Source organism: Pseudomonas sp. MF08875 (assembly GCF_059862525.1).
Map to the genome: position 1 here is coordinate 1 of NZ_JCBCUW010000043.1, position 20,357 is coordinate 20,357.

A 20,357-nucleotide genomic window follows, 5' to 3' on the forward strand; every position below is an offset into this window, starting at 1 on the left:
GAGTCAGCTGCCGGTAATGCGTAGTCATCTGCGCTTGAATCCTTCGGTGTGAGAGCCTGGATTCTACCGGTGGCTGGCTCTCTGCCTCTCGTTTCAAGCGTTGCGCTTATTCTATGAATTCAGGCCCGCTTACTTTCAGCCACCGCTGAGATTAATTGATTACCCGGCCAAGACGCATAAGGAAGTTGCAGCAGCGTTAAATGTGGCAAGCAGTCTATACTTTTCAAGCCCATCTTCATGCTGTAACCAAATTCGAATAGCCGCAGAAAGTATTTTGACCTACCTGGGGATTCCAGAGAAAGATGGTGAGTCATTCATCTCTTTTGGCAAGCGAATCCAGCATTTGCCTGAGGACCAGAAATCTGTGAGGGCTCTCTTTAGCGCGATCCGCTGGTTAGGAAATCATGGTAGCCATCCAAGTGCTGAGATACAGCCCGGAACTGCGCTTCATGCGCTGGAGATGACCGAATTCCTTTTGGAAGAAATATTCGGGGAGCGCAGGGCTGCCCTGGAGAAACTTGCAGAGGCCATCAATGAGAGCAAGGGGCCTGTCGGCAGGGTGTACTAGCGGGTTTATATCCAAGCGTGCGCCTGCCTCGCCGGCTGGCGTGATTCCTTGATATGGGGTATTACGGGTGACCGGCATGGAGCCGGATCAAGGAGAAGTTATGAAACCGCTAGTGGATCGCCCATGGACCAACATCCTCACAATCGAAAACGGCAGAGGAAAAGGAAAGCAGGTGATGGCCCAGCCAACCTGGGGCGAAGACAATGACCCCATCCCAGTTTCGATCTATGTGACCGTGAATGACGACGGCGACAAAGTTATCGGGACGATCCATGGACCTTTCGAAAGTATCGAACACGCAGAAAAGTTGGCTCTTGAGAAAGCATCAACTTGGTATGAGCGCGGCAATGGCTGACAGATATTAGGCCGCGTTGCGCTGGCCCAAAACCTGCTGACGAGCTGCTTCAAACTCGCTGCCGAGGATCTCGGCGGCGCACTCGATGTTCTCGTTTCCATTTTCAAGCCTGAGGCCGAGGTTCAGATACACGACTCCATCCAGTTCGAAGAACACTCCGCCGCACATCCACAGCGCACATGGGGTCAGGCCAATAGCCTGCCATGCCTCATCCATGTCGATGCTTTCGGGGCAATGCTCCTTCCACAGCGCGCTCAAGCGTTCATGCTCGACGACCTGCGCGGCGCGATCTTCTTTCGAGGTGCCTTTGGCTGGCTTGGCGCTGGAGCGGAGCGCGCGGTAGCCATACTGGTCAGGGCGGCACCAGTGCACATCCAGATCACGGCTTGCACTGAGCTTCACGCCACCAACGTAGCTGCGGCTGCCTGAACGCATTGGTGAAGTCTCGCCGCCGAACACCTGGCCCAGCTTGGCGCGCTGTGTATTCCAGGCTGCACGCTTGGCATCCCAGGCGATTACCGCGTCAACCACGGCGGGGGCTGTGGTCTTGTACATGTAGTTGCTCATGGATTATCTCCAGTCAGGCGCCGCCCTCCGTGACCGGTGGTGGCAATTTAGTTTGAGTTGGGGTAATACGGGTGACCGGCATGGGGCCAGAATGAGAGAGGGAGTTTGAATATGAAAAAATCGGATTTTGAATATGACACGGATGAGTTCAAAACCCTGATTTCAAGGACTGCGCACAGCTATAAGCAAGCAACTGACCGCTACCTTGAATTCGTGGAGACGTGGATAAACTTTTCGCCAAAAGAATTCGGCGGGGAGGTTTCGTTCGAATTAGAGCGTGAAGAATCTCGAGTGTCAGGAAGAGTGATTGGACGGAAATTCAACATCAGATCAAGCCTTCTTATCAGTAACCAAAGTGTCTATCTTCGTGCCGCGATAACCGTGCGGGATGTCTTGATCGACAATGAGAGCGAAATTGGAAGTTTCTTAGTGTCGACGAATGGCTCTGTCTATTCTGAAGATGGAGAGCTTTTGTTCGACCGCAACCAGGATATGATCGAATATAGTCTGTTGGTCGCCGTTCTTCGCAGAGTTCTTGGCTTCACGGCGAAGGGCTGATGATCGAGTCACCCGGGTCGGCGGCAATCTCAGCTATGCTTTTCTCATAAAATTCTTGCGACACCTTTTTACTTGGCTCATAAGGTGTCGTGACACTCCTAAGCATCCAGGCCTGCGTTTCGAAGTCGGCGGCGATCACGTTGCGCAGCAGGGTCTGGTGCACCTCTTGCTGGTTGTTGAGGCCGTGTTGCATCATCAGCCGCTTGAGGTCGGTCTTGAACACTCCGGCGACCTCAATCGTAAATTTCTCGACGCCCAATGCAGCGTTTCTCAATGCTTCCTTCTCGCGCTTGCGGCGCTGCTTTAAGGCTTCCGCCGTCGGCTGTTGATCTTCCTCGGCCATAGTCTTCCTCTTCGATTCCACTTGCCGGGATTGCCAGCCATGTAGGCCGGCGCCGCGCGGCGGTGATCTTGTTGATGCGTCTCATGGGGTGTCAGCGAACTTGACGTCGTTCTCTTGGGCGATCAGCGAGGCACGCTTGGCCGCTGCTTCGAACTGCATTGCGAGGTCGTGAGCGGCTTTATAGTCCTCGCGGAAGGCGCGAGTCTTGCCAGTGGTGAGGTCGACGATCTGGAACATGCCGACGCTTTCGCCTGTTACCTGATAGCGCACCGGTTTTTGCGGCATCGGTCGATCAGTGCGACCGAAGAACGCTGCACGCGCGGCGTTGGTTTGTTGCAGCAGCACACCGAGTTCGTCGATGCGTTCTTGAAATGATGGATGCATGTCTGATCCTCGGTGTGGGTTGCGTGTATTCGTCAGCACCCGGAACGCCTGGCGGGTGCCGGTGGGCCCAGGGGAGGGTGCTGACGGATAAAGGCGCGCAAAAGAAAGGCCCGTTGGACGTTCGGGCCTTTCACCGATGCAGTGGTTTGGATTTTTGGCGGGACCGTCAGCGCCAGAACGCCTCGACCCCGCCGCTACATCGCCAGCGCTCGCTGTGAGCGTGCAAAGGATCGGTTGGCAGGCCGCTTTCAGATTGCGGTTCTGGCCGCGCATGGCAGAGTGCTGCGCCGATCAGGAACAGTAGGAGCATGTGATTCTCCGGTTTGGTTTTGATGCAGGTGGCCGCAAAGCGGTATTGGTCGTCCGCATCGGGGTGTGATCTATCGTTCGGTCTGGGCTGCCCGACTTACTGGCTTGCGCCTCCCATATTCCTCCGCTCCGGCTTCCCATTGCTGGGCCCACCCATTGCAGGGCAAACAGATCACACTCCGATGCGGCCTGGTGCTGGGGAGTACCAGGTGCTCGGGCAGTTAACGTCAGGCTGACGTGGCGCTGGTTGTTTGGTAGTGCAATCAAATTGCGGTGTGATCGACAGCTCTGATGGCGGCATGCAGCCTTTCAACCAGCTTGGTTGGCAGGGTGACGGTGGGGGCTGAAGCTTCCAGGCAGCCGACGGGCAGGGCGTCCATCAGTGCTTTGGCCACCACCCTGATCGCCTCCAGCTTTTGACGTGGGACTGTCGGGCCCCGCATTGATCCAGCGGTTACCTTTGATTTACCTGTGGCTCTGGCTTTCTGTAGCTCGCCACCGAGAACCTTTCCAGCTTCTTCCCCGTGCTGACGCACGATCTGTACTGCGGTTGTCGCGGAAACTTGGCCAGACGCAACTAATTGCTGAACGTCTGTATTGGCGTTGCCCAGGGTCATCACCTGTTCAACATGCTGGCGAGTCTTCCCGATTTTCTTCGCAATCTGATCCGGCGCCCAACCAAACGCTGTGAGACGCTTGTAACCGTCGGCTAGCTCAAGAGGGGAGAGCTTCTTCCCTTCCTGACTGGTGATGACCCTGGCAACGCGTTCTGCGTCGTTACCTTCGAAGGCAACAATTGGAATCCAGGCTTCCAGCCGTGCCGGATCATCCTTGCTCGGAATTCGTGGCAGCCGTCCCGCCTGATCGAGCTTTAGGAAAGCGCGGCGTCGACGGTGACCGTCGACCACCCACATCCCACCTTCTGCGCGGGGTCGAACTTCCAGTGCCGGAATCTGGCCGCCGACAAAGATGAATTCGGCCAGTGCATCAATGCTCTCTTCCAGATCCTCGCCTTCAGCTCGAAGGTTGAAACCAGGTTCCTCATGGAGATCTTCCAAGCGCGCCTTCATCGCATCGGCACGTCGCAGATCGCCGTCCTTGATCATTTGTTTGAATGACTTGGCCATGCAATTAGTTTCCAAGTGGTTGTCATCCCGCTGCCCACTCACTGAATGGGCAGAAGTGATGCCTACGGTTTCTGTTTGCCGGCCATCAGCACCACCAGCAGCAGAGCGACCAGTACCAGGTCGCCGACCATTGAGAGGATGCGGCTCGCCGAGTCGATGAACACCACCCCGCCGGCGAGCCCGTAGGCTGCTAGGGAGCGGGCCTTGTTGCTGAGCCTGCCCAGCATGGTTACAGGTGGTCTTTCAGGTTCAGGCCCAACAGCTTGGCGCTGCGTTCTAACGCAGTCATTTCGGCAGGTTCGATCTCGCCGTCAGCCTCGGCCACGGTCAGCATGACGTTGAGAACGGTGAGCGCCTCAGCCGGGGAGTGAGCCAGGTCGCCAAGTTCTTTCTCCGCGTTCTGGCGCAGGATACGAGCGCCCGACTTGAAGTCGGTCTTGGCGCGGTCGATGGTGTTGGACAGCTCTGCACCGAAGCCTTGAAGCGCCGGGTTGTTACTGAGGATGGTTTCGACCTTGGACAGCTCGCTGTCCTCCAGATCGCCATCGGCTGCGGCAACGTAGATCGAGCCGTAGACCACCGCTTCCATCAGATCGCGGTTTGCCAGCTTTGCTACTGCCGCACGGGCCTGGCCGGATTTCTTGCCGAACAATTTGCCTAACATGGTGATTCCTCTTGGTTGGATTACATCCCGCTGCACCCTGTCGCCAAGGTGCAGAAGTGATGCTTTCCCTCCTATTACCGCCGGAAGGGGCGGGGCGCATTGCTTGCCGGATCATTCGTGCCTACTGGGCATACACGGTTCTGGCGTTTCACCATCGGGCAGCCGTCCAGGTTGTTCCTGTCGTTGGCAGGCTTTCGGGCCTGTCTGCTCGCCGGTCGCCGGTAGAGGCAATGCGGTCTGTTGTTTGTTGCGCTGACTGTTAAAGAGCGGTGAGCTAGTTTTCTCTGACGCCCTGTTCGCTGGCGTTGAGCTAAATTTAGCTACAGGCTAAAGATCAGTCAATAGCCCAGAGCTAAATAATTTAGCTCTGGGTGAGATTCCGTGGCGTGAGGAAGTTGTGAAAGGTAATTCGCCGTCGGTCTTTACGCGGGCATTAGCATCAAGCTAATATTCTAGAAAGCTGTATATGCATACAGTAATAAAGGAGTAGCTGATGGCAAGCCCGCAGAAGAAAAAACCGCAAGAGCCAAAGCCAATGTCTGGCGTTGAGCGCCTGACACTTAGAATTTCGAACATGATCAATCACCCAACTGCCCAGGATCGGAAGTGGGCGACGATCCATCGGCTCGACACCGATGGAGACAGGGAATGGGAGGAGGTTATGGGTGTGCTCGCCGATGTGGATACTATCGAGATGACCTTCAACGACGACGATTCAGTTACGCTCCGATGGGAAGCTCCAGCGGATGAAGACCCGCGCGCAGAGGCTCACGAAGAATTCGATGTGGTGGAAGAGCCAGCGCCTTTCTGACGGGCACAAAAAAGCCCGCTGAAGTAGCGGGCTTTGACATGCTTCGAACTGTCAGGCTTTTCTGGCGTTCCAGATCAGCAGCACCTTCGCATGAATGGTTACATCATCGATCCTGGCTGTCTGGTTTTCATAGTGTGGATTATCAGAAATCAGCCGGTAATGTTCCTCGTCGAGGCGCATCATTCGCTTGATATAAAGCTCGTGATGCCAGGTCAAAACGTAGATCCCTTCTCCGATGAAATCCCTTACGCCCTTATCAACAATGACCAAATCCTTGTCATTAATAGTGCCTTCCATGCTCTGACCCCATCCGTTGATCATCCCTAGAGATGTCTTCGACGTATAGGTGATGCCTTTCTCGCGCAAGATTTCTTCGCGCACCACCAGATTGCGGACAACCTCCGTATAGTCAGGCGGTACCTGGCCATGGCCCATAGCAGCTCGAATGTCGTACTGAGGAATGACGATCTCGTCATTGGTTGGGCGTAGGCTTGCTAGGTTCCCCGAGAGGGGATGGGGGAGACCATCGTCTGGCTCTTCGGCAGCGGCGACAATTCGATCTCGCGCTTCAATTGAAAGACCCTTCACCTTTCCAAGCATTCGCTTTACTTGGTCAGCAGCGGACGAACTTGATTCGGTGGCTGGCGCGGTAGTGATGTCTTTCGGATCAGGGCTTTCCAACTCCTCGTCGGCCGGTAGAGAGTCAAACCACCCTCTTGGCAACTTCTCAACCAGCTCAATCCGGCGAGCAACGTCATCGCCCAAATTCTTGGCAGTCTTTTCCGAAAGGATTTGGCTCAAGTGCGCAGGCGCCATCCCCCAGCGCTCGGCGCAGGCGCCTTTTTTTTGATCGCCGATCAACTTGATCAATTGGCGCTTGCGAATCGCATAGATATCCATGCTAGCAAGAATGCCACTCTTTAGCTCAATGCTAAATGTGCCCACGGCTAAATATTCCTTGCTCTGATATTAGCCCTAAGCTAAATTTCTCCTACGTTTCAGGAGAATCCCTATGAATGACCACTTGCGCGATTGGCTTGCCAGCGCAACAGCCGACCGGCGTCAGCTAGTTGCTGAAGCTGCGAAGACCACCGTCGGACACCTTTGGCAGCTTGCAGGCGGTCATCGGAAAGCATCTGCCGAGCTCGCCGAGCGCCTTCAAGACGCATCGGACGGCGAGATCACCATCGCTGGTTTACGGCCTGACCTCATCGACCTTGCTCACAAGGTGCTTCGCGGCGCGGCGTGAGCACCTGCCTGCGAGAAACATTTTGCAATGCGTGATGGCGCGCAGCCACATAAACAAGATTGAGGTTTTACGGATGCACGATTTTCTGAAGGCCTGCGACACCGTGGTTGATGAAGCCAACACCAAGCAACTGGCCACGCTGATGAATATGCCGCCCGTGAGCCTGCTTCAGCGCGCCAATGCGAACTACGACGGCGCCTGGTTCAACGTGAAGCACCTGTATGCACTGCTCCTGCACACGCAAGACATGCGCCCACTGGCCGCACTGGCTGGCGAGTTCGGTTACTCGGTCTTTAAAAAGGACCAGCCAGCAGCTCTCGGCATTCATGAGGCGCTAGGTCGTGCAACTCTGGAGTTCGCCGAAGTAACCGTCGAGACCCATGCCGCGATGGTTGATGGTCGCGTTAACCAGGTAGAGCGCGCCCGGATCTTGAAAGAGATCGCTCACGCCGAAGAGGCGCTGGCGCAGCTGAAGGTATCAATAAAAGTCGCCTGAATCGCAGGCATAAAAAAACCGCCTGGCAGGGCGGTCCTTTCAACAACTGTAAAACACTGTGGGGCCATTATGAACACGATTGTTGCTCCAAGCAATACCGTCAACATGTCGAGCCGGGAGATTGCTGAGCTCACCGGCAAACAGCACAAGAACGTCCTTAGGGATGTGAATGTGATGCTTGAGTCGCTCGAAAAGGTTGGCTCAGATCTGAGCCAGGCAGTTCGATATACGGACGAGCGCGGCCGCACCTCGGAGGTTCGTTTAGATCGCGTTCTGACCGAGACCTTGTTGACCGGCTACAGCATCCCTCTTCGTCATCGTGTCGTGACACGATTGCAGGATCTAGAAAAGGTGTCGCGACACTCCATGTCGCTGCCTACCAACTTCGCCGAAGCTCTCCAGCTCGCCGCCGATCAGGCCAAGCAGAACGCCTCTCTGCACCTGGTCATCCAGCAGCAGGCGCCCAAGGTTCAAGCCCTGGAGCGCCTGTCCGGTACCCACGGCTCGATCTGCATCACCACGGCTGCCAAGCAACTCGGCATAGGCCCTCTCAAACTCTTCAAGTGGCTCAGCGACAACCGCTGGATATACCGCCGCGCCGCGTTCTCGGCCTGGTCTGCGTACCAACCCCGCCTCACCGCGGGTCTGCTCGAGCACAAGCTGGTCAAGGTAGGCAACGGCGCCGAGGAAGATCTCAAGGTAGTCGAGCAGGTCATGGTCACCCGCAAAGGCATCACCCATCTTGCAACAGTCCTTCAGGAGGCTTTGTAATGGCCGGCGACTGGATAAAATTCGAACTCACCACCCTGGATAAGCCCGAGGTTTGCCAGATTGCCGATCTGGCCGATATCGATCTGGATGCTGTCATCGGCAAACTGATGCGCGTGTGGGGCTGGTTCGATCAGCAAACCGAAAAAGGTAACGCTCCGAGCGTTAGTAAAAAGTTACTGGATCGTCTCGTTGGCGTTACTGGTTTCTGCGAACACATGAAATCAGTTGGTTGGATGATCGAGGTCGATGGTGTGATCAGCCTCCCGCACTTTGACCGACACAACGGCAAGACGGCTAAAAATAGGTCTCTTGGTGCAAAGCGGGCCGCTAATCACAAGGCGAGTAGCGGTAAAAGTAACGCTGACAGCGTTACTAATGCGTTAGCTAGAGAAGAGAAGAGAAGAGAAGATCAAAACCCTCTCTCTGCGCCTGAGCCGGTCGACCCTCGCATGCCCAGCGAGATGACCCTCGACTGGGAGCCGGACGAAAAGCTCTTGAAAACCTACGCCTTTCATCGTGGCCTGTCGCTTGACCTGTTCACCGAGGAAGTGCGGGTCGCATTCACAGGACACTACGAGCCACAGCACCAGGTCAACACTCAGGCTGAGTGGGTGAGCATGCTGGTCAAGTGGGTGAACAACGATAAGGCCCGCGCTGCCGCCACCAACGTCACGCCGATACGTCAGAAGCCGGCACCGGCATCGGACTTCGATGACGACGACACCGACTGGCAGAACGGGGTGCAATCGTGATGAAGCAAGTATCCGCCGTTACCCAGGGCCTTTGGGCCAACCCCGCAGCCGGTGAGTTCATCCCGAAAGATGAGATCCAGGCGCCCCAGGACGAAGGCCGGCGCCAGATGGCGGTCGCTATCAACGACCTATTCACCGAGCTGCGCCTGATTCGTTCGGCCTGGCGGCAGGCATGGCCGGACAAGGAGACCTACCGCGCCGCCAAGGTCCAGTGGATGCAGGCATTCCTCGACGAAGGCATCCGCACACAGGGGCAGATTGAGTTCGGCATGTTCAAGGCACGCAAGCAGGTTTCCGACTTCATCCCAAGCCCTGGGCAGTTCATCGAGTGGTGCAAGCCGACGCCCGAAATGCTGGGCCTGCCGTCACTGGTAGCCGCCCACCGTGAGGCCGTGCGCAATGCCCATCCAGGCATGGCGGGGCAGGGCAGGTGGTCGCATGACGCGGTATGGCATACAGCCAAAGAGTGCGGCTTTGAAAGCCTGAACAAACTCGATGCGGCGCTGAGCCTCAAGCTGTTCGACCGGAACTACACGATCACCATTCGCCGCCTGCTCGATGGATTGCCGCTTCAGGCAATGCCCAAGGCACTGCCCGCCAAGGTGGACGGCCGAATCACTCCGGAGGTGGGGCGGGGTGCGATTGCCGAGCTACGAGCCCAGCTCGCGGGAGGTTCCCGTGGTTGATCGCCTCCTGGCAACACCCGACCCTCACCTGTACCCATACGCGGTCTTTTGTTGCTCGTTCAAGTTCGACCTAGGCGACACCCCAGACCACGCCATGGCGCTTTTCGCTGACCGCAACATGGCTGCTCGATACGGCTCCGGGATGTGGCCTGACACGTACCAAGTGATTGATTTGCGTACCGTCCAGAGGGTTGCCCCATGACTCGCCAGACCAAGCTGGCTAGGGCCGCGCGCGGGCGAGATTGCCAGGTCCGCCTGCCAGGTTGCCCAGGCGACGCCGAAACCGTTGTGTTGGCCCATTACCGCCTGGCGGGGATTTGCGGAACGGGCATGAAGCCTCCAGACCTGATTGGGGCCTGGGCCTGCGAGTACTGCCACAGCCTGAGCGATGGACGCACCAACCGAAACACCCTGGGCATGAGTTACGACGAGATCCGCCTCTACCACGCCGAGGCCGTCTTGCGGACTCAGGCCATTTTGATCAAAGAAGGAAAGGTGAGCGCTTGAGCACCCAAATCAAAACCCTGACGGTGAAGCTGTCGGATGCCGAGATTGCCCGCAATGCCAAGCTTGAACATGTGCGCGACCTGCGGGACGCCGGTCACCCGGCGCTGCACTTCCGTTTCGCCAAGAACCGCACGCGCGGCTCCTGGTACCTGCTCAACAAGCGCCAATGGCACCGCATCGGGGGCTTTCCCGACCTGAACACCAAGCAGGTGATCGCTGCACTGCCGGCGGTGCGCCTGCGGGTCGCTGCCGACGGCGCGGCCAGTGTTTCGGGCTGGTTTACCGTGGGTGAACTGCTTGATTGGTTCGGTGATCGCATGGCCAAGTCGCGTGCGCTGTCCGATAAGCGCCGGGCTGCGGGCAAGTCGGCCATCAGTTGCCAGCTCAAGCCGCGCTTGGACGATCTGCTGCTGCGCGACGTGAGCGCCCAGACACTCGACAAGCTGCTGATGTGGCCAGCCCAGGCCGAACTGTCGCTGTCCTACGTGCAGCAGCTGTACCGGCTGCTCGCGGTGGCTTTCCGTCAGGCCCGCAAGCTGGACCTGATCCCGGTCAACCCGATGGCGGAAATGAAGTTCGTCAATTTCACCACGGCGCGGATCCTGCCCAAGCCGGCGCGGTTGCGTGACGTGCAGTTGCAGGACCTGGTGAGCCTGCTGGCGGATCGCTTCGAGAGTGCGCCGGGTGACGCCATGCTGGCCCTGATGATGCTTTGCCATGGCACCCGCATCGGTGAAACCCGGCAGTCCCGGTGGGCCGATATTGCGTTGCCAGAGCGCGAGTGGTTCCTGCCGGCCGAGCACACCAAGACCAAGACTGAGCTGCGGGTGCCGCTGACTGACCAAGTGTGCGCATTGCTGCTTCGCTACCGAGCCTGCCAGATCGCCCGTGGCTACGAGGGGGCCTACCTGTTCCCATCACGCCGCGGGAGGGCCTTGAGCGATAACCAGGCCAGCGCTGTGTTCGTGCGCCTGGGGCAGGGCGCCTGGACCAGCCATGACCTGCGCAAGGTGGCCCGCACCGCCTGGACTGACCTGGGCGTCGACGGGCACATCGGCGAGATGCTGCTCAACCACTCGCTGGGCAAGATCGCCTCCACCTACATCAACACCCAGGCCAAGGAGCAGCGCCGCCTGGCCCTGGTGAAGTGGCACAACTGGTTAGATGAGCGCGGCTTCAAGGCGATTCACGGGCAGACAGGCGTTAGATATGAAGATTCGCAAAACCTCGTAGACGCCTTGAACGGCGGGGCCTGCGAGCCGGAACCACAATTTGTTAAGGGCGAGGTTTAAAAATGATGAAAAAGCAGCATGGCCCCGCCTTCAAGGCTCAGCAGATCACGGTCGCACAGTGCGCCGCCTGCAAGGGCAGAGCAGTGGTTAAAGGTGTCTTCCACGAATTGCCTTGCCCCCAGTGCAGCGCATCAGGTTGGGTGTCTGCCGAAACTGGCGATGCTCTGCCGCTCGAGGTCCTAGTCACTCAATTGGGGCTCATGCTGCACCGGGCAAACACCATGCTTGGTTTCATGGGGGAAATGGTTCCGACGAGAGCTGAATCCAGGCAGTACAACCAGAACAATCGCCGCGGCGCCGGCGGCACCAACTACACAGGGGACTGACCGATGATCTATCAAAGCGTACTTGGCGGCGTCGTTTCGGCCCTCGCCGCTGAATCCATCGACAACACCAGCAAGCAGGCCTGGCAGAAGCTGTACAGCCCGCACGAAGAGCAGCAGCGCGACCTGCGCTCGCTGTTCGGCGCTGCCCCGGGTGAGTCGATTGACCGCGCCCAGGCTGATTGCTGGGTTGCTGCACGACTGCATCATGGACTTGAGAAGCGCCACATGGATGCCCTGGTGGCTAAATACAGCACCGACAAAGGCAAGAAGGTCCAGGCCATCGCCGACCTGCGTGCGCGCATCCAGTCTCCGGCGCCGGCGCTTTTCGTTTTCAAGGCTGTCACGGCCTGGGCAGTTCCTAAGCTGAAGGGTGCCGACCAGAAAGGCCCGCAGACGGTGACAGTCACCATCCCGGTTGATACGCCTGACTGGCGCCGCGATTCGATGATCGCCTCAGCCGTTGCTGCCGAGCGCGCCGCGAAGAAGCGCCTTGAGTCGCGCGCCGCGTCAATGGTCATCCTGCCCAAGAGCTTCTACGACATGAACACCTGGGATGTTGAAGGGCGCCCTGAATCCACGCGTCGTGAGTGGAGGCGCAATATCTACGGCGCCCTAGATACCCTGGTGGACGAGGCGCTTTGTATTGCGGGTGAGATTTTCGACTTCGAGGGTCTGATTATTTCTGACGCTGCTTAAACAGGCGTTGACAGTGTTCCATCGTTCCGTCAGTATTTATCCCATCCTGTCATTCCTGCGCGTTTAGAGGACTGACCCAAAAAGCCCGGCCCAAGTGCCGGGCTTTTTGCTTTCTACAGTTCATCGAGCCTCGGCATTTGCCGGGGCTTTTTTGTTTATTGCTGTCGGCTCCTCCCTTGGACTGCCAGTCATGCCCTTGTTCGTAGGGCACTTCTTCTTATTGCCGAGGAGGCATCGCATGTCGACTGAACAGGAGGTGCAGCAGTCGCTGGCCAACCTTCCTACCTGGTTGTTGATTCTGGTAGCACTTGCAGGGTTAACCGGAGAAATGTGGCGCGCCGATGCAGCAGGGATGGCAGTGCCAGTTTTGGTCAAGCGAGTGCTGTTGCGTTTCGGTGCCTCGGCGGTGTTTGGTCTCGCGACGGTCATGCTCGCCACTGTATTGGGTGGCAGTCTGATGACCGCCGCCGCTATTGGTAGCGTTGTGGCTTGCCTCGGCGCCGACGTGGCAAGTGGATTGTATGCCCGTTGGCTGGCGAAGAAGGCGGGTCTCTGCGACGCGCCCTCCCAATCAAATCACTCTGATTAGATCTTTCCCAGCCACTCGTTCAGCAGGTTTCTAGATATGAATGAATCCAGACGGCATCAGGTGCTTGCTGGGCAATCCTCTATTGCTCAAAAAGTCTTCGGTTATGTACCCATCCAATCATGCTGGACCGCTCGCAATATACAAGGCGCAGTCTTGGCAGCTGGCGCCAGTAGCGCGTCGGCCTATGCCGTTCGACGTGCACTCGGTGAGCTCAAAGATGCCGGGCTTATCAGGGAGCCAGTAGGCGGAAGTTTTCAGCGTGACGCAGTACGTCCCAAAGCCAAGAAGGATCAAGTCGTGCCCCAGGTAGTGAAGCAGCCCGTTGTATCTAGCAAAAAATCTGAGGGTGCGCTGGACGTTTTGGCGACTTTGTCGGGCGAAGTGGTCAGTCTGTCCGATGAGTTCAGTAAGCGCATGAAGGCGCTGGCTGGCCGTATCGAAGAGGTGGCCCTGTCGGTTGAGGCTGAGCGCGAAAGTAATGCGGAAGCCATTGTCAAAGCCAAGCGCCTGCAGGAGGCGTTGCGTGAGTTTGCGTAAAAGGAGACCGAACCATGAAGGTACATGTTTTTGAGAAAAGCTCAGAAGTACTGTGGGTCAAGACAGAAACCGGCGGTCTCACAAGTCTGTCTTACCGCCGGGATGGAACGCTGGAGAAGATCATTGCTGCGCTGGAATCAGCTTTGTTACAGGCTCGTGCGGAACAGAATTGCCCGATCATGGGTACTGATGTTGCAGCTGATAACTCCGCAGCTCTCGCAGAAATGTTAGATCGTCAGTTGCTTGTTGATGTTAGTCATCACCCATTCCCAGATGTCCGGGGACTTGAAGAACGAATGCCAGGCAGTTGGGGCGCGGAAGTGAACGCGATTCCCGGACTGCCAGATGACTGCGACGTGTCCAGCTAGGTCTGCACCCCAAGCTGCTTGTTGGAGCGAGTCCATGATCTCTTGTTGAGACGTGTTCGACTGAGAGCCGAACGAAGACGTCAGCGGAAAGATGATCATGTCTTGGCCGCTTTGGCGGACATGAGCAATTTGATATTTAGCCATCTTTTACCCTTCGTGATTGATGAGGCGTCCTTCCTCGGCATGCCTTCTGCTGAGGAAGGACTATCTGATGGTAGCACTTTGCTTTCTATGCCCGCTGTGTCGACCCGGACGGCCTCGATTTTCGGGGTGGCACGATTATGGGGGGCCGAAAAAACGCCGGGGACCCTGGGGACTTTCAAAAGATACGGGGCAGGAAACCCGCGGGAAAGCGTTAGCCACGGGCCTGGAAAGTTAGTTGACAGCGGTTGACAGGTTGACAAGAAATTCTGTGTTTTGAGCGACAGAGTTCGCGTGATCCAAACAGTGTTTTTTAGTGAGGTCCCCCGGTTCTATTGGGTTGTAGGCCTTTCTATGCCTGTTCAGTTTCTCGAACAGCAGCTCCTGCTCAATGGTCAGAAGGCTTGTCAACTAAGCCGGGTTAGTTGACAAGGCTGACAAGCCACGACGATGGAGGCCGCATGGCTTTTGTAACTCGCAAGGAGTACTGCGAGCTGAAGGGGTGGTCCAGGCAGTACGTTGGCAAGCTGGTCAAGAGTCAGCGACTGGTTCTGAATGCTGCCGGGCAGATTGATATGGATGCCAGCGAGCGGCTTTTGGCCAAGACGAGCGACCCGAGCAAGGTCGGCGTCGCCGCTCGACATGAGCGCGGTCGCACGAAGCGGGGTGAGCAGCCACCACTGGAAATAGTCATCGCAGACTTTATAGATGACCCCTCTGATCAGGCGCCCGACTTTCAAAAGTCACGCGCTCTTCGTGAGCACTACCTGTCGCTTCAGGAAAAAAACAACTTCCTTAAAGCCCAAGGGACCTTGGTAGAGCGCAAAGCGGTCGAAGATGCGGCCTATAACGCCGGTCGCTTACTGCGTGATCTTTTGCTTGGAATGGCTCCACAGCTAGCGCCTGAACTGGCCTCGATGTCTGATCCATGGCAAATCGAGAAACGTCTGACGGCGGCTTTGCGACAAACACTGGTAGATGCTGAGCGGCTGTCTGCAGCAGATCTAGAACACGCCATTACCCCGAGCTAAAGCTATGTCCTTAGAAATGCCGAACGGTGCGACGGTGTACCGCGAAGCGTATTTCCGTGGGCAGCGACCAGAGCCAGATGTCTGGATTGATCAGTGGGCCGACGAGTACATGCGTATCCCGCGCGACACGGGTGCGGCCGAACCTGGTCAATACCACACTTCGCGTACCCCTTATGCGCGTGAGCCGATGCGCTGTCTGTCACCAGCCCATCCGTGCAAGCGCGTGGTGACCATGGTGGCTTCGCAATTAATGAAGACGCAGATCGCCTTGAACTGGATCGGCGGGCTGATCCATATGGCCCCGTCCAACATCCTCACGTTGTTGCCCAGTCTGGGGTTGGCCAAGCGGGTATCGTCGCGGATTAGTAAAACCATCAAGGCAACGCCGGTTCTGCGTGAGCGCGTGGCGTCTAACCGCTCGCGAGATGCGCGCAACACCATGGACACGAAGGAGTTCGAGGGTGGTTCGCTGTACATCACCACTGCCGGTTCTGCGGCCAACCTGGCGGAGCTTTCCGCACGCTACATCTATGGCGACGAGGTTGATCGCTGGAGCGTGGACGTGGGCGAAGAGGGCGACCCGGTCGAACTGGCCGAGACTCGCGGCAGTACTTTCGGCCGTAACGCCAAATTTTATTTTTCCAGTTCGCCGACGATCAGGGGGGCGTCACGGATCGCTGATCTGTTTGAGGTCAGTGATCAGCGTTACTACTACGTGCCGTGCCCAACCTGTGAACACATGCAGGTTCTGGAGTGGGAGCGTTTGCATTACTCGGCGGATTATCAGGTTGTGCATTACCAATGTGCCGGCCCCGACTGCGACGTACTGATCGAGGAGCGCTATAAGGGCGAGATGCTGGCGAAAGGGGAGTGGCGAGCACACACCCAAGGCGATGGCGAAACCATTGGTTTTAACTTGAATGCGTTGTACTCACCGCCCGGCTGGACCGGTTGGGCCTCGTTGGCCAAGCAATTCGAGAAGGCTAAAAAGGCTCAGGCCAAAGGCGATCTGGAACCCATGCAGGTGTTTTATAACACCCGTCTGGCCAAGGTCTGGGATAGCGCTCAGGAGCAAACCAAGGCCGATGTGCTGAGGGATCGGGCGCGGCTGGAAAGCTACGGCCTTGGCTCAATGCCCGACGGCGTGTTGATGCTGACCGCTTCTGTTGACACCCAAGCCAACCGCTTGGAACTGATGGTGATGGGTTGGGGTGCCGGCATGGAACGCTGGGTAGTCGACTTTCAAGTGATCTCCGGCGACCCCGCAGATGAGCGCACCTGGGCGGCTCTGGATGAGTTACTCAAGGCCCGTTACCGACACCCTTGTGGTGCTGAGCTGATGATCATGGCTGCTGCGGTCGACTCCGGTGGTAACCATACGGATGAGGTCTATCAGTTCTGTCGTATGCGCCGCTGGCGCAGCGTGTTCGCCATCAAGGGGGCGAGCAAGCGGGGCCGGCCGGTGATCGCGCAGCGGCCTTCGATGGTCGACGTGACATGGAAGGGCCTGACTGAACGGCATGGCGCCGAGCTATGGATTGTTGGTACCGACACGGCGAAGGACTGGATCTACAACCGCTATGCATTCGACACCGGCCCGGGAGCGCTGCACTTTGCCAACGACCTGCCGGATGACTTTTTCGCCCAGTGCGTGGCTGAGCGCAAAGTCACCCGTTACGTCAGGGGGCATAAACGCATCGAATGGACCAAGGGTAAGTCCGAGCGCAACGAAGCGCTCGATCTGTTGGTGTACAACCTGGCCATGGCCCATTACCTCGGCATCAATCGCTACCAAGATCACGATTGGGCGCGGATTCGGCAGGCGATCAACCAGGCGGCTTCGGGCGATAGTGGTCAACCCGTTCAGAGCGAACGGCTCAGCCGGCCAGTCGTAACACCGGCAGCACCACAGGCGCCGCAATCAGCCGTGAAATCACGTCCGACAACCGCTCCCCCACAACGCCGCAGTTCCACCAGTGGCTACCTGAAGAGACGCTGATATGTCATTTACGAAAAAGCACCTCGACGCGGTTGAGGCGGCCATTGCTCGCGGTGAAAAAACTGTGCGCTACACCGACCGTACCGTGGAATACCGCACGGTCGATGAGCTGCTCAAGGCGCGCGAAGAGATACGCTCGTCGCTGGCCAGCGCCACCGGTCCACGTTCGCGCGTGGTCCGTCTGTACCACGCAGGGAAGGGGGTCTGATGGCCCGCCATTTTCCGACGCTGACCCGTAACGGATTTGTGCTGCCGTCCAACATCAAGGCCAGCTACGAGGGCGCCGGGGAGGGCCGGCGCTCTGCGGGCTGGGAGGCGTCGGACAACGGCATCAACAGCATCAACACCCCGGCCTTGCGTAACCTACGCGCCCGTTCGCGGGCGGCGGTGCGCAATGACCCTTATGCCTTCAACGTCATCGACAAGCGTGTCAGCAACCTGATCGGCACCGGCATCACGCCTCGGCCAATGATCGAAGACGATGCGGTACGCAAGCTACAGCAGGAGTTGTGGTGCGATTGGGTGGATGAGTCAGACGCCGATGACCGCACCGACTTTTACGGCCAGCAGGCGCTGGTGGCGCGCACGGTGGAAACATCGGGTGAATGCTTTGTTCGTTTGCGTCCTCGCAGTCTGGACGAAGGCTTGGCGGTTCCGCTGCAGTTGCAGATTCTGGCGCCGGAGTTCGTGCCGCACGACAAATTCGAGAGCACCAAGAACGGCAACATCATCCGCGCCGGCATCGAGTTCACGCCCGGCGGCAAGCGGGTAGCGTATTGGATGTACCTGTCGCACCCGCGTGACTCGGCCTCATTGAACGCCGGCTACAACCAGCTAGTGCGCGTCCCGGCTGCGCAGGTGCTGCACATCTTCGAGCCGGTGGAGCCAGGACAACTGCGCGGTGTGCCGCGATTGTCACCGGTGCTCAAACGGCTGCGCAGTTTGGACAACTACGACGACGCGGTGTTGTTCCGTCAGGAGGTGGCCAACCTGTTTGCCGGTTTCATCAAGCGCCCGGCACCGGAATCGGGACCGGTTCCACGCGATCCGGTAACCGGTCAATTGCTTGATCTGGACCGTGATGGTTTCACTCCCATGGTCGCGCTCGAACCCGGCACCATGCAGGAACTTGGCGCGGGCGAAGAGGTTGAGTTTTCCAAACCGCCAGACGCCGGCAACAACTACCCGGACTTCATGCGTCAGCAGTTGATGGCTGCAGCAGCGGGATCGGGCACGCCTTACGAAATCCTCACCGGCGACATGCGCGGGATCAACGACCGAGCGCTGCGGGTGGTGCTCAACGAGTTCCGGCGCCGTCTGGAGCAACTGCAATTTAGCTTGTACGTGCATCAACTCTGCCGCCCGGTACGGGCCGCGTGGATGGACATGGCGGTGTTGTCGGGCGCCCTGGTGCTGGACGACTACGCGCAGAAGCGCCGCCATTACCTGCGCACGCGCTGGGTGCCACAAGGTTGGGCCTACATCCAGCCGGTACAGGACGTGCAGGCGCGGCGGATGGAAGTGCAGGCCGGGTTTTCGTCGCGCAGCGAGATGGTCTTGCGTACTGGCTACGACGCCGAAACGGTCGATCTGGAAAACGCTGCCGATCTGGCGCGCGCCACCGCATTGGGCCTCAACTACAACACCCTTGATGCCGTCGAAGACAACGACGACAAGGAGCAACCATGAGCAAAAAAGCGCGACCGCGCATTTACAACCGTGCCGGCGAACGGGTGAAAGTCAAAGACGAAAGCTGGTACACCGTGCAGGCCAGCGGTGAAGCCACCGAGCGTGTGATTGAGGTGTTTGTCTACGGCGAGATCGGCACCTGGGGCGTGACCGCCAACCAGTTTGTGCAGGATCTAAGGGCCATGGATGACGGCGTGTCGCCAGTGATCGCGGCCTTCAACAGCATCGGCGGCGACCTGTTTGACGGCTTGGCGATGCACAACGCCCTGCGGCGCCTGGGCGAACGCTGCACTGGCCGTATTGATGCCCTGGCAGCCAGCGCGGCCAGTGTGGCGGTGTGCGGCGCGCACCGGGTGGTGATCGCGGGCAACGCCATGATGATGATCCACAACCCCTGGACTTACGCCTCTGGCGATGCCGAGGACTTTCGCAAGGTCGCTGATGCGCTCGACCAGACCGTTGAGGCAATCATCGCGGCTTACAAGTCGAAGGCCACCGACATCGATGAGGCCGAGCTGCGGCGTTTGGTCGATGCCGAAACCTGGCTGACCGCCAATGAAGCGGTGGAATTGGGGTTGGCGGATGAAGTGGGCGACGGCGTCAAGGTCAAGGCGTGCCTGGGGCAGGGCGGGGTTATGCAGCGTTACCAGCATGCCCCGGCGGATCTGCTGGCTCAACTCAACGAAGTGCCTGAGGCAGATCCTGACGACGAGCCCATTGATCCACCTGCAACGCCACCCGTGGTCGACTCGTCCCGGCTGGCCTTGATGATTACCCAGCGTTGCACCGAGGCCGGCATCAGCAACCTGGTGGGGCCGCTGCTCAGTTCGACCAAGCTGGAAAGCGAGGCCATTGTCCAGGCCGCGCTGACCCGGGCCAAGGCTGTGCATGACCTGTGCGTGGCGGCCCGTCTGCCCGAGTTCAGCGCCGAGTACGTGACGGCGGGCCTGGATGCACCGGCCGTGCGGGCGCGGCTGTTCGACAAGATCGTCGGTAGCGCCAAGGGCTTCGAGATCGATAACAGCTTGCCATTGAATGATGACCCCGCACCGAAGGTGCAGGCCAAACAACCCGACCCCACCTCGATTTGGGCTGCGCGTCAGGCTGCCCAATCTGCAAGCACGAAAGGAGCAAGACCATGACCATCAAAGTCGAATCGATGCACGCAGGCGAGTTCCTGCTCTCTGAAGGCGCGGGCAATATTTCCCGTGAGGCCATCAACGTAGCCGCCGGCCCGGCGTTGCAACCGGGTCAGATCCTCGGCTTGGTGGCGCTCTCGGGCGAGTTCGCACCGTACAGCCCCACCGCTGAAGACGGCAGCGAAAACGCAGTGGCGATCCTTTACGGCCCGCTGGGCGAATCGGATGTGGTGCGTCGTGGCCGCGCCGTGGTGCGTTTGGCCGAGGTCAGCGAAGCCCACTTGACCGGCCTCGATCTGGCCGCTGAAAAGGCCCTGGCCGCTCACTTCCTGATCGTCCGCTAGGACGTTCTACCCCCGTTAATCAGTCCCGCCGAGTGCGGGATTTTTCATTTCTGGAGAGT

The 20,357-nt window shown here is 58.3% G+C and carries 30 protein-coding genes; 22 read left to right on the forward strand and 8 right to left on the reverse strand.

Annotated features, from left to right (window positions below; all coding sequences use genetic code 11):
* Positions 1-100: 100 nt before the first annotated feature.
* Both AC19YT_RS21655 and AC19YT_RS21660 read left to right on the forward strand, forming a co-directional pair.
* On the forward strand, positions 101-568 hold the full coding sequence (locus tag AC19YT_RS21655) for a DUF4145 domain-containing protein (RefSeq protein WP_500610954.1): 468 nt from the start codon (positions 101-103) through the stop codon (positions 566-568).
* Positions 569-668: 100 nt separating this feature from the next.
* Positions 669-923, forward strand: coding sequence for a hypothetical protein (locus AC19YT_RS21660; RefSeq protein WP_500610955.1), 255 nt, complete (start codon positions 669-671; stop codon positions 921-923).
* Between the two features lie 6 nt (positions 924-929).
* On the opposite strand, the gene AC19YT_RS21665 is transcribed toward AC19YT_RS21660, so the two are convergent.
* Positions 930-1,490 (reverse strand): Mu-Gp12 family protein, encoded by a 561-nt coding sequence (locus tag AC19YT_RS21665; protein ID WP_500610956.1) that lies wholly within the window; start codon positions 1,488-1,490, stop codon positions 930-932.
* 111 nt (positions 1,491-1,601) lie between these two features.
* Between AC19YT_RS21665 and AC19YT_RS21670 the strand changes: the two genes are divergently transcribed.
* The gene (locus tag AC19YT_RS21670; RefSeq protein ID WP_500610957.1) at positions 1,602-2,048 is read left to right on the forward strand and encodes a hypothetical protein; all 447 of its coding nucleotides are present in this window, start codon (positions 1,602-1,604) and stop codon (positions 2,046-2,048) included.
* On the opposite strand, the gene AC19YT_RS21675 is transcribed toward AC19YT_RS21670, so the two are convergent.
* The 6 genes from AC19YT_RS21675 to AC19YT_RS21700 all read right to left on the reverse strand — a co-directional run bounded on the left by AC19YT_RS21675 (position 2,032) and on the right by AC19YT_RS21700 (position 4,875).
* Positions 2,032-2,391 (reverse strand): hypothetical protein, encoded by a 360-nt coding sequence (locus AC19YT_RS21675; RefSeq protein WP_500610958.1) that lies wholly within the window; start codon positions 2,389-2,391, stop codon positions 2,032-2,034. The two genes, AC19YT_RS21670 and AC19YT_RS21675, sit on opposite strands and share 17 nt — an antisense overlap.
* A gap of 81 nt (positions 2,392-2,472) precedes the next feature.
* On the reverse strand, positions 2,473-2,775 hold the full coding sequence (locus AC19YT_RS21680; RefSeq protein WP_500610959.1) for a hypothetical protein: 303 nt from the start codon (positions 2,773-2,775) through the stop codon (positions 2,473-2,475).
* 166 nt (positions 2,776-2,941) lie between these two features.
* Complete coding sequence (locus AC19YT_RS21685; RefSeq protein WP_500610960.1) at positions 2,942-3,085, reverse strand: hypothetical protein; 144 nt, start codon at positions 3,083-3,085, stop codon at positions 2,942-2,944.
* 262 nt (positions 3,086-3,347) lie between these two features.
* Positions 3,348-4,211 (reverse strand): ParB/RepB/Spo0J family partition protein, encoded by an 864-nt coding sequence (locus tag AC19YT_RS21690; protein ID WP_500610961.1) that lies wholly within the window; start codon positions 4,209-4,211, stop codon positions 3,348-3,350.
* A 62-nt stretch (positions 4,212-4,273) separates the two neighbouring features.
* On the reverse strand, positions 4,274-4,438 hold the full coding sequence (locus tag AC19YT_RS21695; protein ID WP_500610962.1) for a DUF3927 family protein: 165 nt from the start codon (positions 4,436-4,438) through the stop codon (positions 4,274-4,276).
* A 2-nt stretch (positions 4,439-4,440) separates the two neighbouring features.
* Positions 4,441-4,875, reverse strand: a complete 435-nt coding sequence (locus tag AC19YT_RS21700; RefSeq protein WP_500610963.1) for a tellurite resistance TerB family protein — start codon at positions 4,873-4,875, stop codon at positions 4,441-4,443.
* A 493-nt stretch (positions 4,876-5,368) separates the two neighbouring features.
* Between AC19YT_RS21700 and AC19YT_RS21705 the strand changes: the two genes are divergently transcribed.
* A complete protein-coding gene (locus AC19YT_RS21705; RefSeq protein WP_500610964.1) occupies positions 5,369-5,686 on the forward strand; it encodes a DUF1654 domain-containing protein in 318 nt (105 codons plus the stop codon).
* Between the two features lie 51 nt (positions 5,687-5,737).
* Here the strand turns inward: AC19YT_RS21705 and AC19YT_RS21710 are convergent, their stop codons facing one another.
* On the reverse strand, positions 5,738-6,586 hold the full coding sequence (locus tag AC19YT_RS21710) for a S24 family peptidase (RefSeq protein ID WP_500611009.1): 849 nt from the start codon (positions 6,584-6,586) through the stop codon (positions 5,738-5,740).
* 112 nt (positions 6,587-6,698) lie between these two features.
* Here AC19YT_RS21710 and AC19YT_RS21715 point away from each other — a divergent pair, with 112 nt between their 5' ends.
* The 18 genes from AC19YT_RS21715 (at position 6,699) to AC19YT_RS21800 (ending at position 20,298) form a co-directional block, all read left to right on the forward strand.
* Entirely contained in the window at positions 6,699-6,935 is a 237-nt protein-coding gene (locus AC19YT_RS21715; RefSeq protein WP_500610965.1) for a helix-turn-helix domain-containing protein, read from the forward strand.
* A 73-nt stretch (positions 6,936-7,008) separates the two neighbouring features.
* Positions 7,009-7,431, forward strand: coding sequence for a phage regulatory CII family protein (locus AC19YT_RS21720; protein WP_500610966.1), 423 nt, complete (start codon positions 7,009-7,011; stop codon positions 7,429-7,431).
* Positions 7,432-7,500: 69 nt separating this feature from the next.
* Positions 7,501-8,202: a phage antirepressor KilAC domain-containing protein gene (locus AC19YT_RS21725; protein WP_500610967.1), complete on the forward strand. Its 702-nt coding sequence runs from the start codon at positions 7,501-7,503 to the stop codon at positions 8,200-8,202.
* Positions 8,202-8,954, forward strand: coding sequence for a DnaT-like ssDNA-binding domain-containing protein (locus AC19YT_RS21730; RefSeq protein ID WP_500610968.1), 753 nt, complete (start codon positions 8,202-8,204; stop codon positions 8,952-8,954). Before AC19YT_RS21725 ends, AC19YT_RS21730 begins: the two co-directional genes overlap by 1 nt.
* Positions 8,954-9,640: a replication protein P gene (locus AC19YT_RS21735; RefSeq protein ID WP_500610969.1), complete on the forward strand. Its 687-nt coding sequence runs from the start codon at positions 8,954-8,956 to the stop codon at positions 9,638-9,640. The genes AC19YT_RS21730 and AC19YT_RS21735 overlap by 1 nt, the downstream gene beginning before the upstream one ends.
* A 198-nt stretch (positions 9,641-9,838) precedes the next feature.
* Positions 9,839-10,147 carry a DUF1364 domain-containing protein gene (locus AC19YT_RS21740; protein ID WP_500610970.1) on the forward strand — a complete coding sequence of 103 codons (309 nt, stop codon included), beginning with the start codon at positions 9,839-9,841 and terminating at the stop codon, positions 10,145-10,147.
* Entirely contained in the window at positions 10,144-11,439 is a 1,296-nt protein-coding gene (locus AC19YT_RS21745) for a tyrosine-type recombinase/integrase (RefSeq protein WP_500610971.1), read from the forward strand. The genes AC19YT_RS21740 and AC19YT_RS21745 overlap by 4 nt, the downstream gene beginning before the upstream one ends.
* Before the next feature lie 5 nt (positions 11,440-11,444).
* Positions 11,445-11,765: a hypothetical protein gene (locus AC19YT_RS21750; protein ID WP_500611010.1), complete on the forward strand. Its 321-nt coding sequence runs from the start codon at positions 11,445-11,447 to the stop codon at positions 11,763-11,765.
* A gap of 3 nt (positions 11,766-11,768) precedes the next feature.
* Positions 11,769-12,461 carry a hypothetical protein gene (locus tag AC19YT_RS21755; RefSeq protein ID WP_500610972.1) on the forward strand — a complete coding sequence of 231 codons (693 nt, stop codon included), beginning with the start codon at positions 11,769-11,771 and terminating at the stop codon, positions 12,459-12,461.
* Positions 12,462-12,699: 238 nt separating this feature from the next.
* Complete coding sequence (locus tag AC19YT_RS21760) at positions 12,700-13,050, forward strand: phage holin family protein (RefSeq protein ID WP_095040467.1); 351 nt, start codon at positions 12,700-12,702, stop codon at positions 13,048-13,050.
* 36 nt (positions 13,051-13,086) lie between these two features.
* On the forward strand, positions 13,087-13,587 hold the full coding sequence (locus AC19YT_RS21765) for a hypothetical protein (protein WP_500610973.1): 501 nt from the start codon (positions 13,087-13,089) through the stop codon (positions 13,585-13,587).
* Between the two features lie 14 nt (positions 13,588-13,601).
* The gene (locus AC19YT_RS21770) at positions 13,602-13,955 is read left to right on the forward strand and encodes a hypothetical protein (RefSeq protein WP_176464929.1); all 354 of its coding nucleotides are present in this window, start codon (positions 13,602-13,604) and stop codon (positions 13,953-13,955) included.
* 602 nt (positions 13,956-14,557) lie between these two features.
* Positions 14,558-15,127 carry a terminase small subunit gene (locus AC19YT_RS21775; RefSeq protein ID WP_500610974.1) on the forward strand — a complete coding sequence of 190 codons (570 nt, stop codon included), beginning with the start codon at positions 14,558-14,560 and terminating at the stop codon, positions 15,125-15,127.
* A 4-nt stretch (positions 15,128-15,131) separates the two neighbouring features.
* Complete coding sequence (locus tag AC19YT_RS21780) at positions 15,132-17,126, forward strand: phage terminase large subunit family protein (RefSeq protein WP_500610975.1); 1,995 nt, start codon at positions 15,132-15,134, stop codon at positions 17,124-17,126.
* Between the two features lies 1 nt (position 17,127).
* Entirely contained in the window at positions 17,128-17,334 is a 207-nt protein-coding gene (locus AC19YT_RS21785) for a phage head-tail joining protein (RefSeq protein ID WP_401216879.1), read from the forward strand.
* Complete coding sequence (locus AC19YT_RS21790) at positions 17,334-18,815, forward strand: phage portal protein (RefSeq protein WP_500610976.1); 1,482 nt, start codon at positions 17,334-17,336, stop codon at positions 18,813-18,815. Before AC19YT_RS21785 ends, AC19YT_RS21790 begins: the two co-directional genes overlap by 1 nt.
* Positions 18,812-19,957 (forward strand): head maturation protease, ClpP-related, encoded by a 1,146-nt coding sequence (locus tag AC19YT_RS21795; protein ID WP_500610977.1) that lies wholly within the window; start codon positions 18,812-18,814, stop codon positions 19,955-19,957. The genes AC19YT_RS21790 and AC19YT_RS21795 overlap by 4 nt, the downstream gene beginning before the upstream one ends.
* Complete coding sequence (locus AC19YT_RS21800) at positions 19,954-20,298, forward strand: head decoration protein (protein ID WP_500610978.1); 345 nt, start codon at positions 19,954-19,956, stop codon at positions 20,296-20,298. The genes AC19YT_RS21795 and AC19YT_RS21800 overlap by 4 nt, the downstream gene beginning before the upstream one ends.
* Positions 20,299-20,357: the final 59 nt, after the last annotated feature.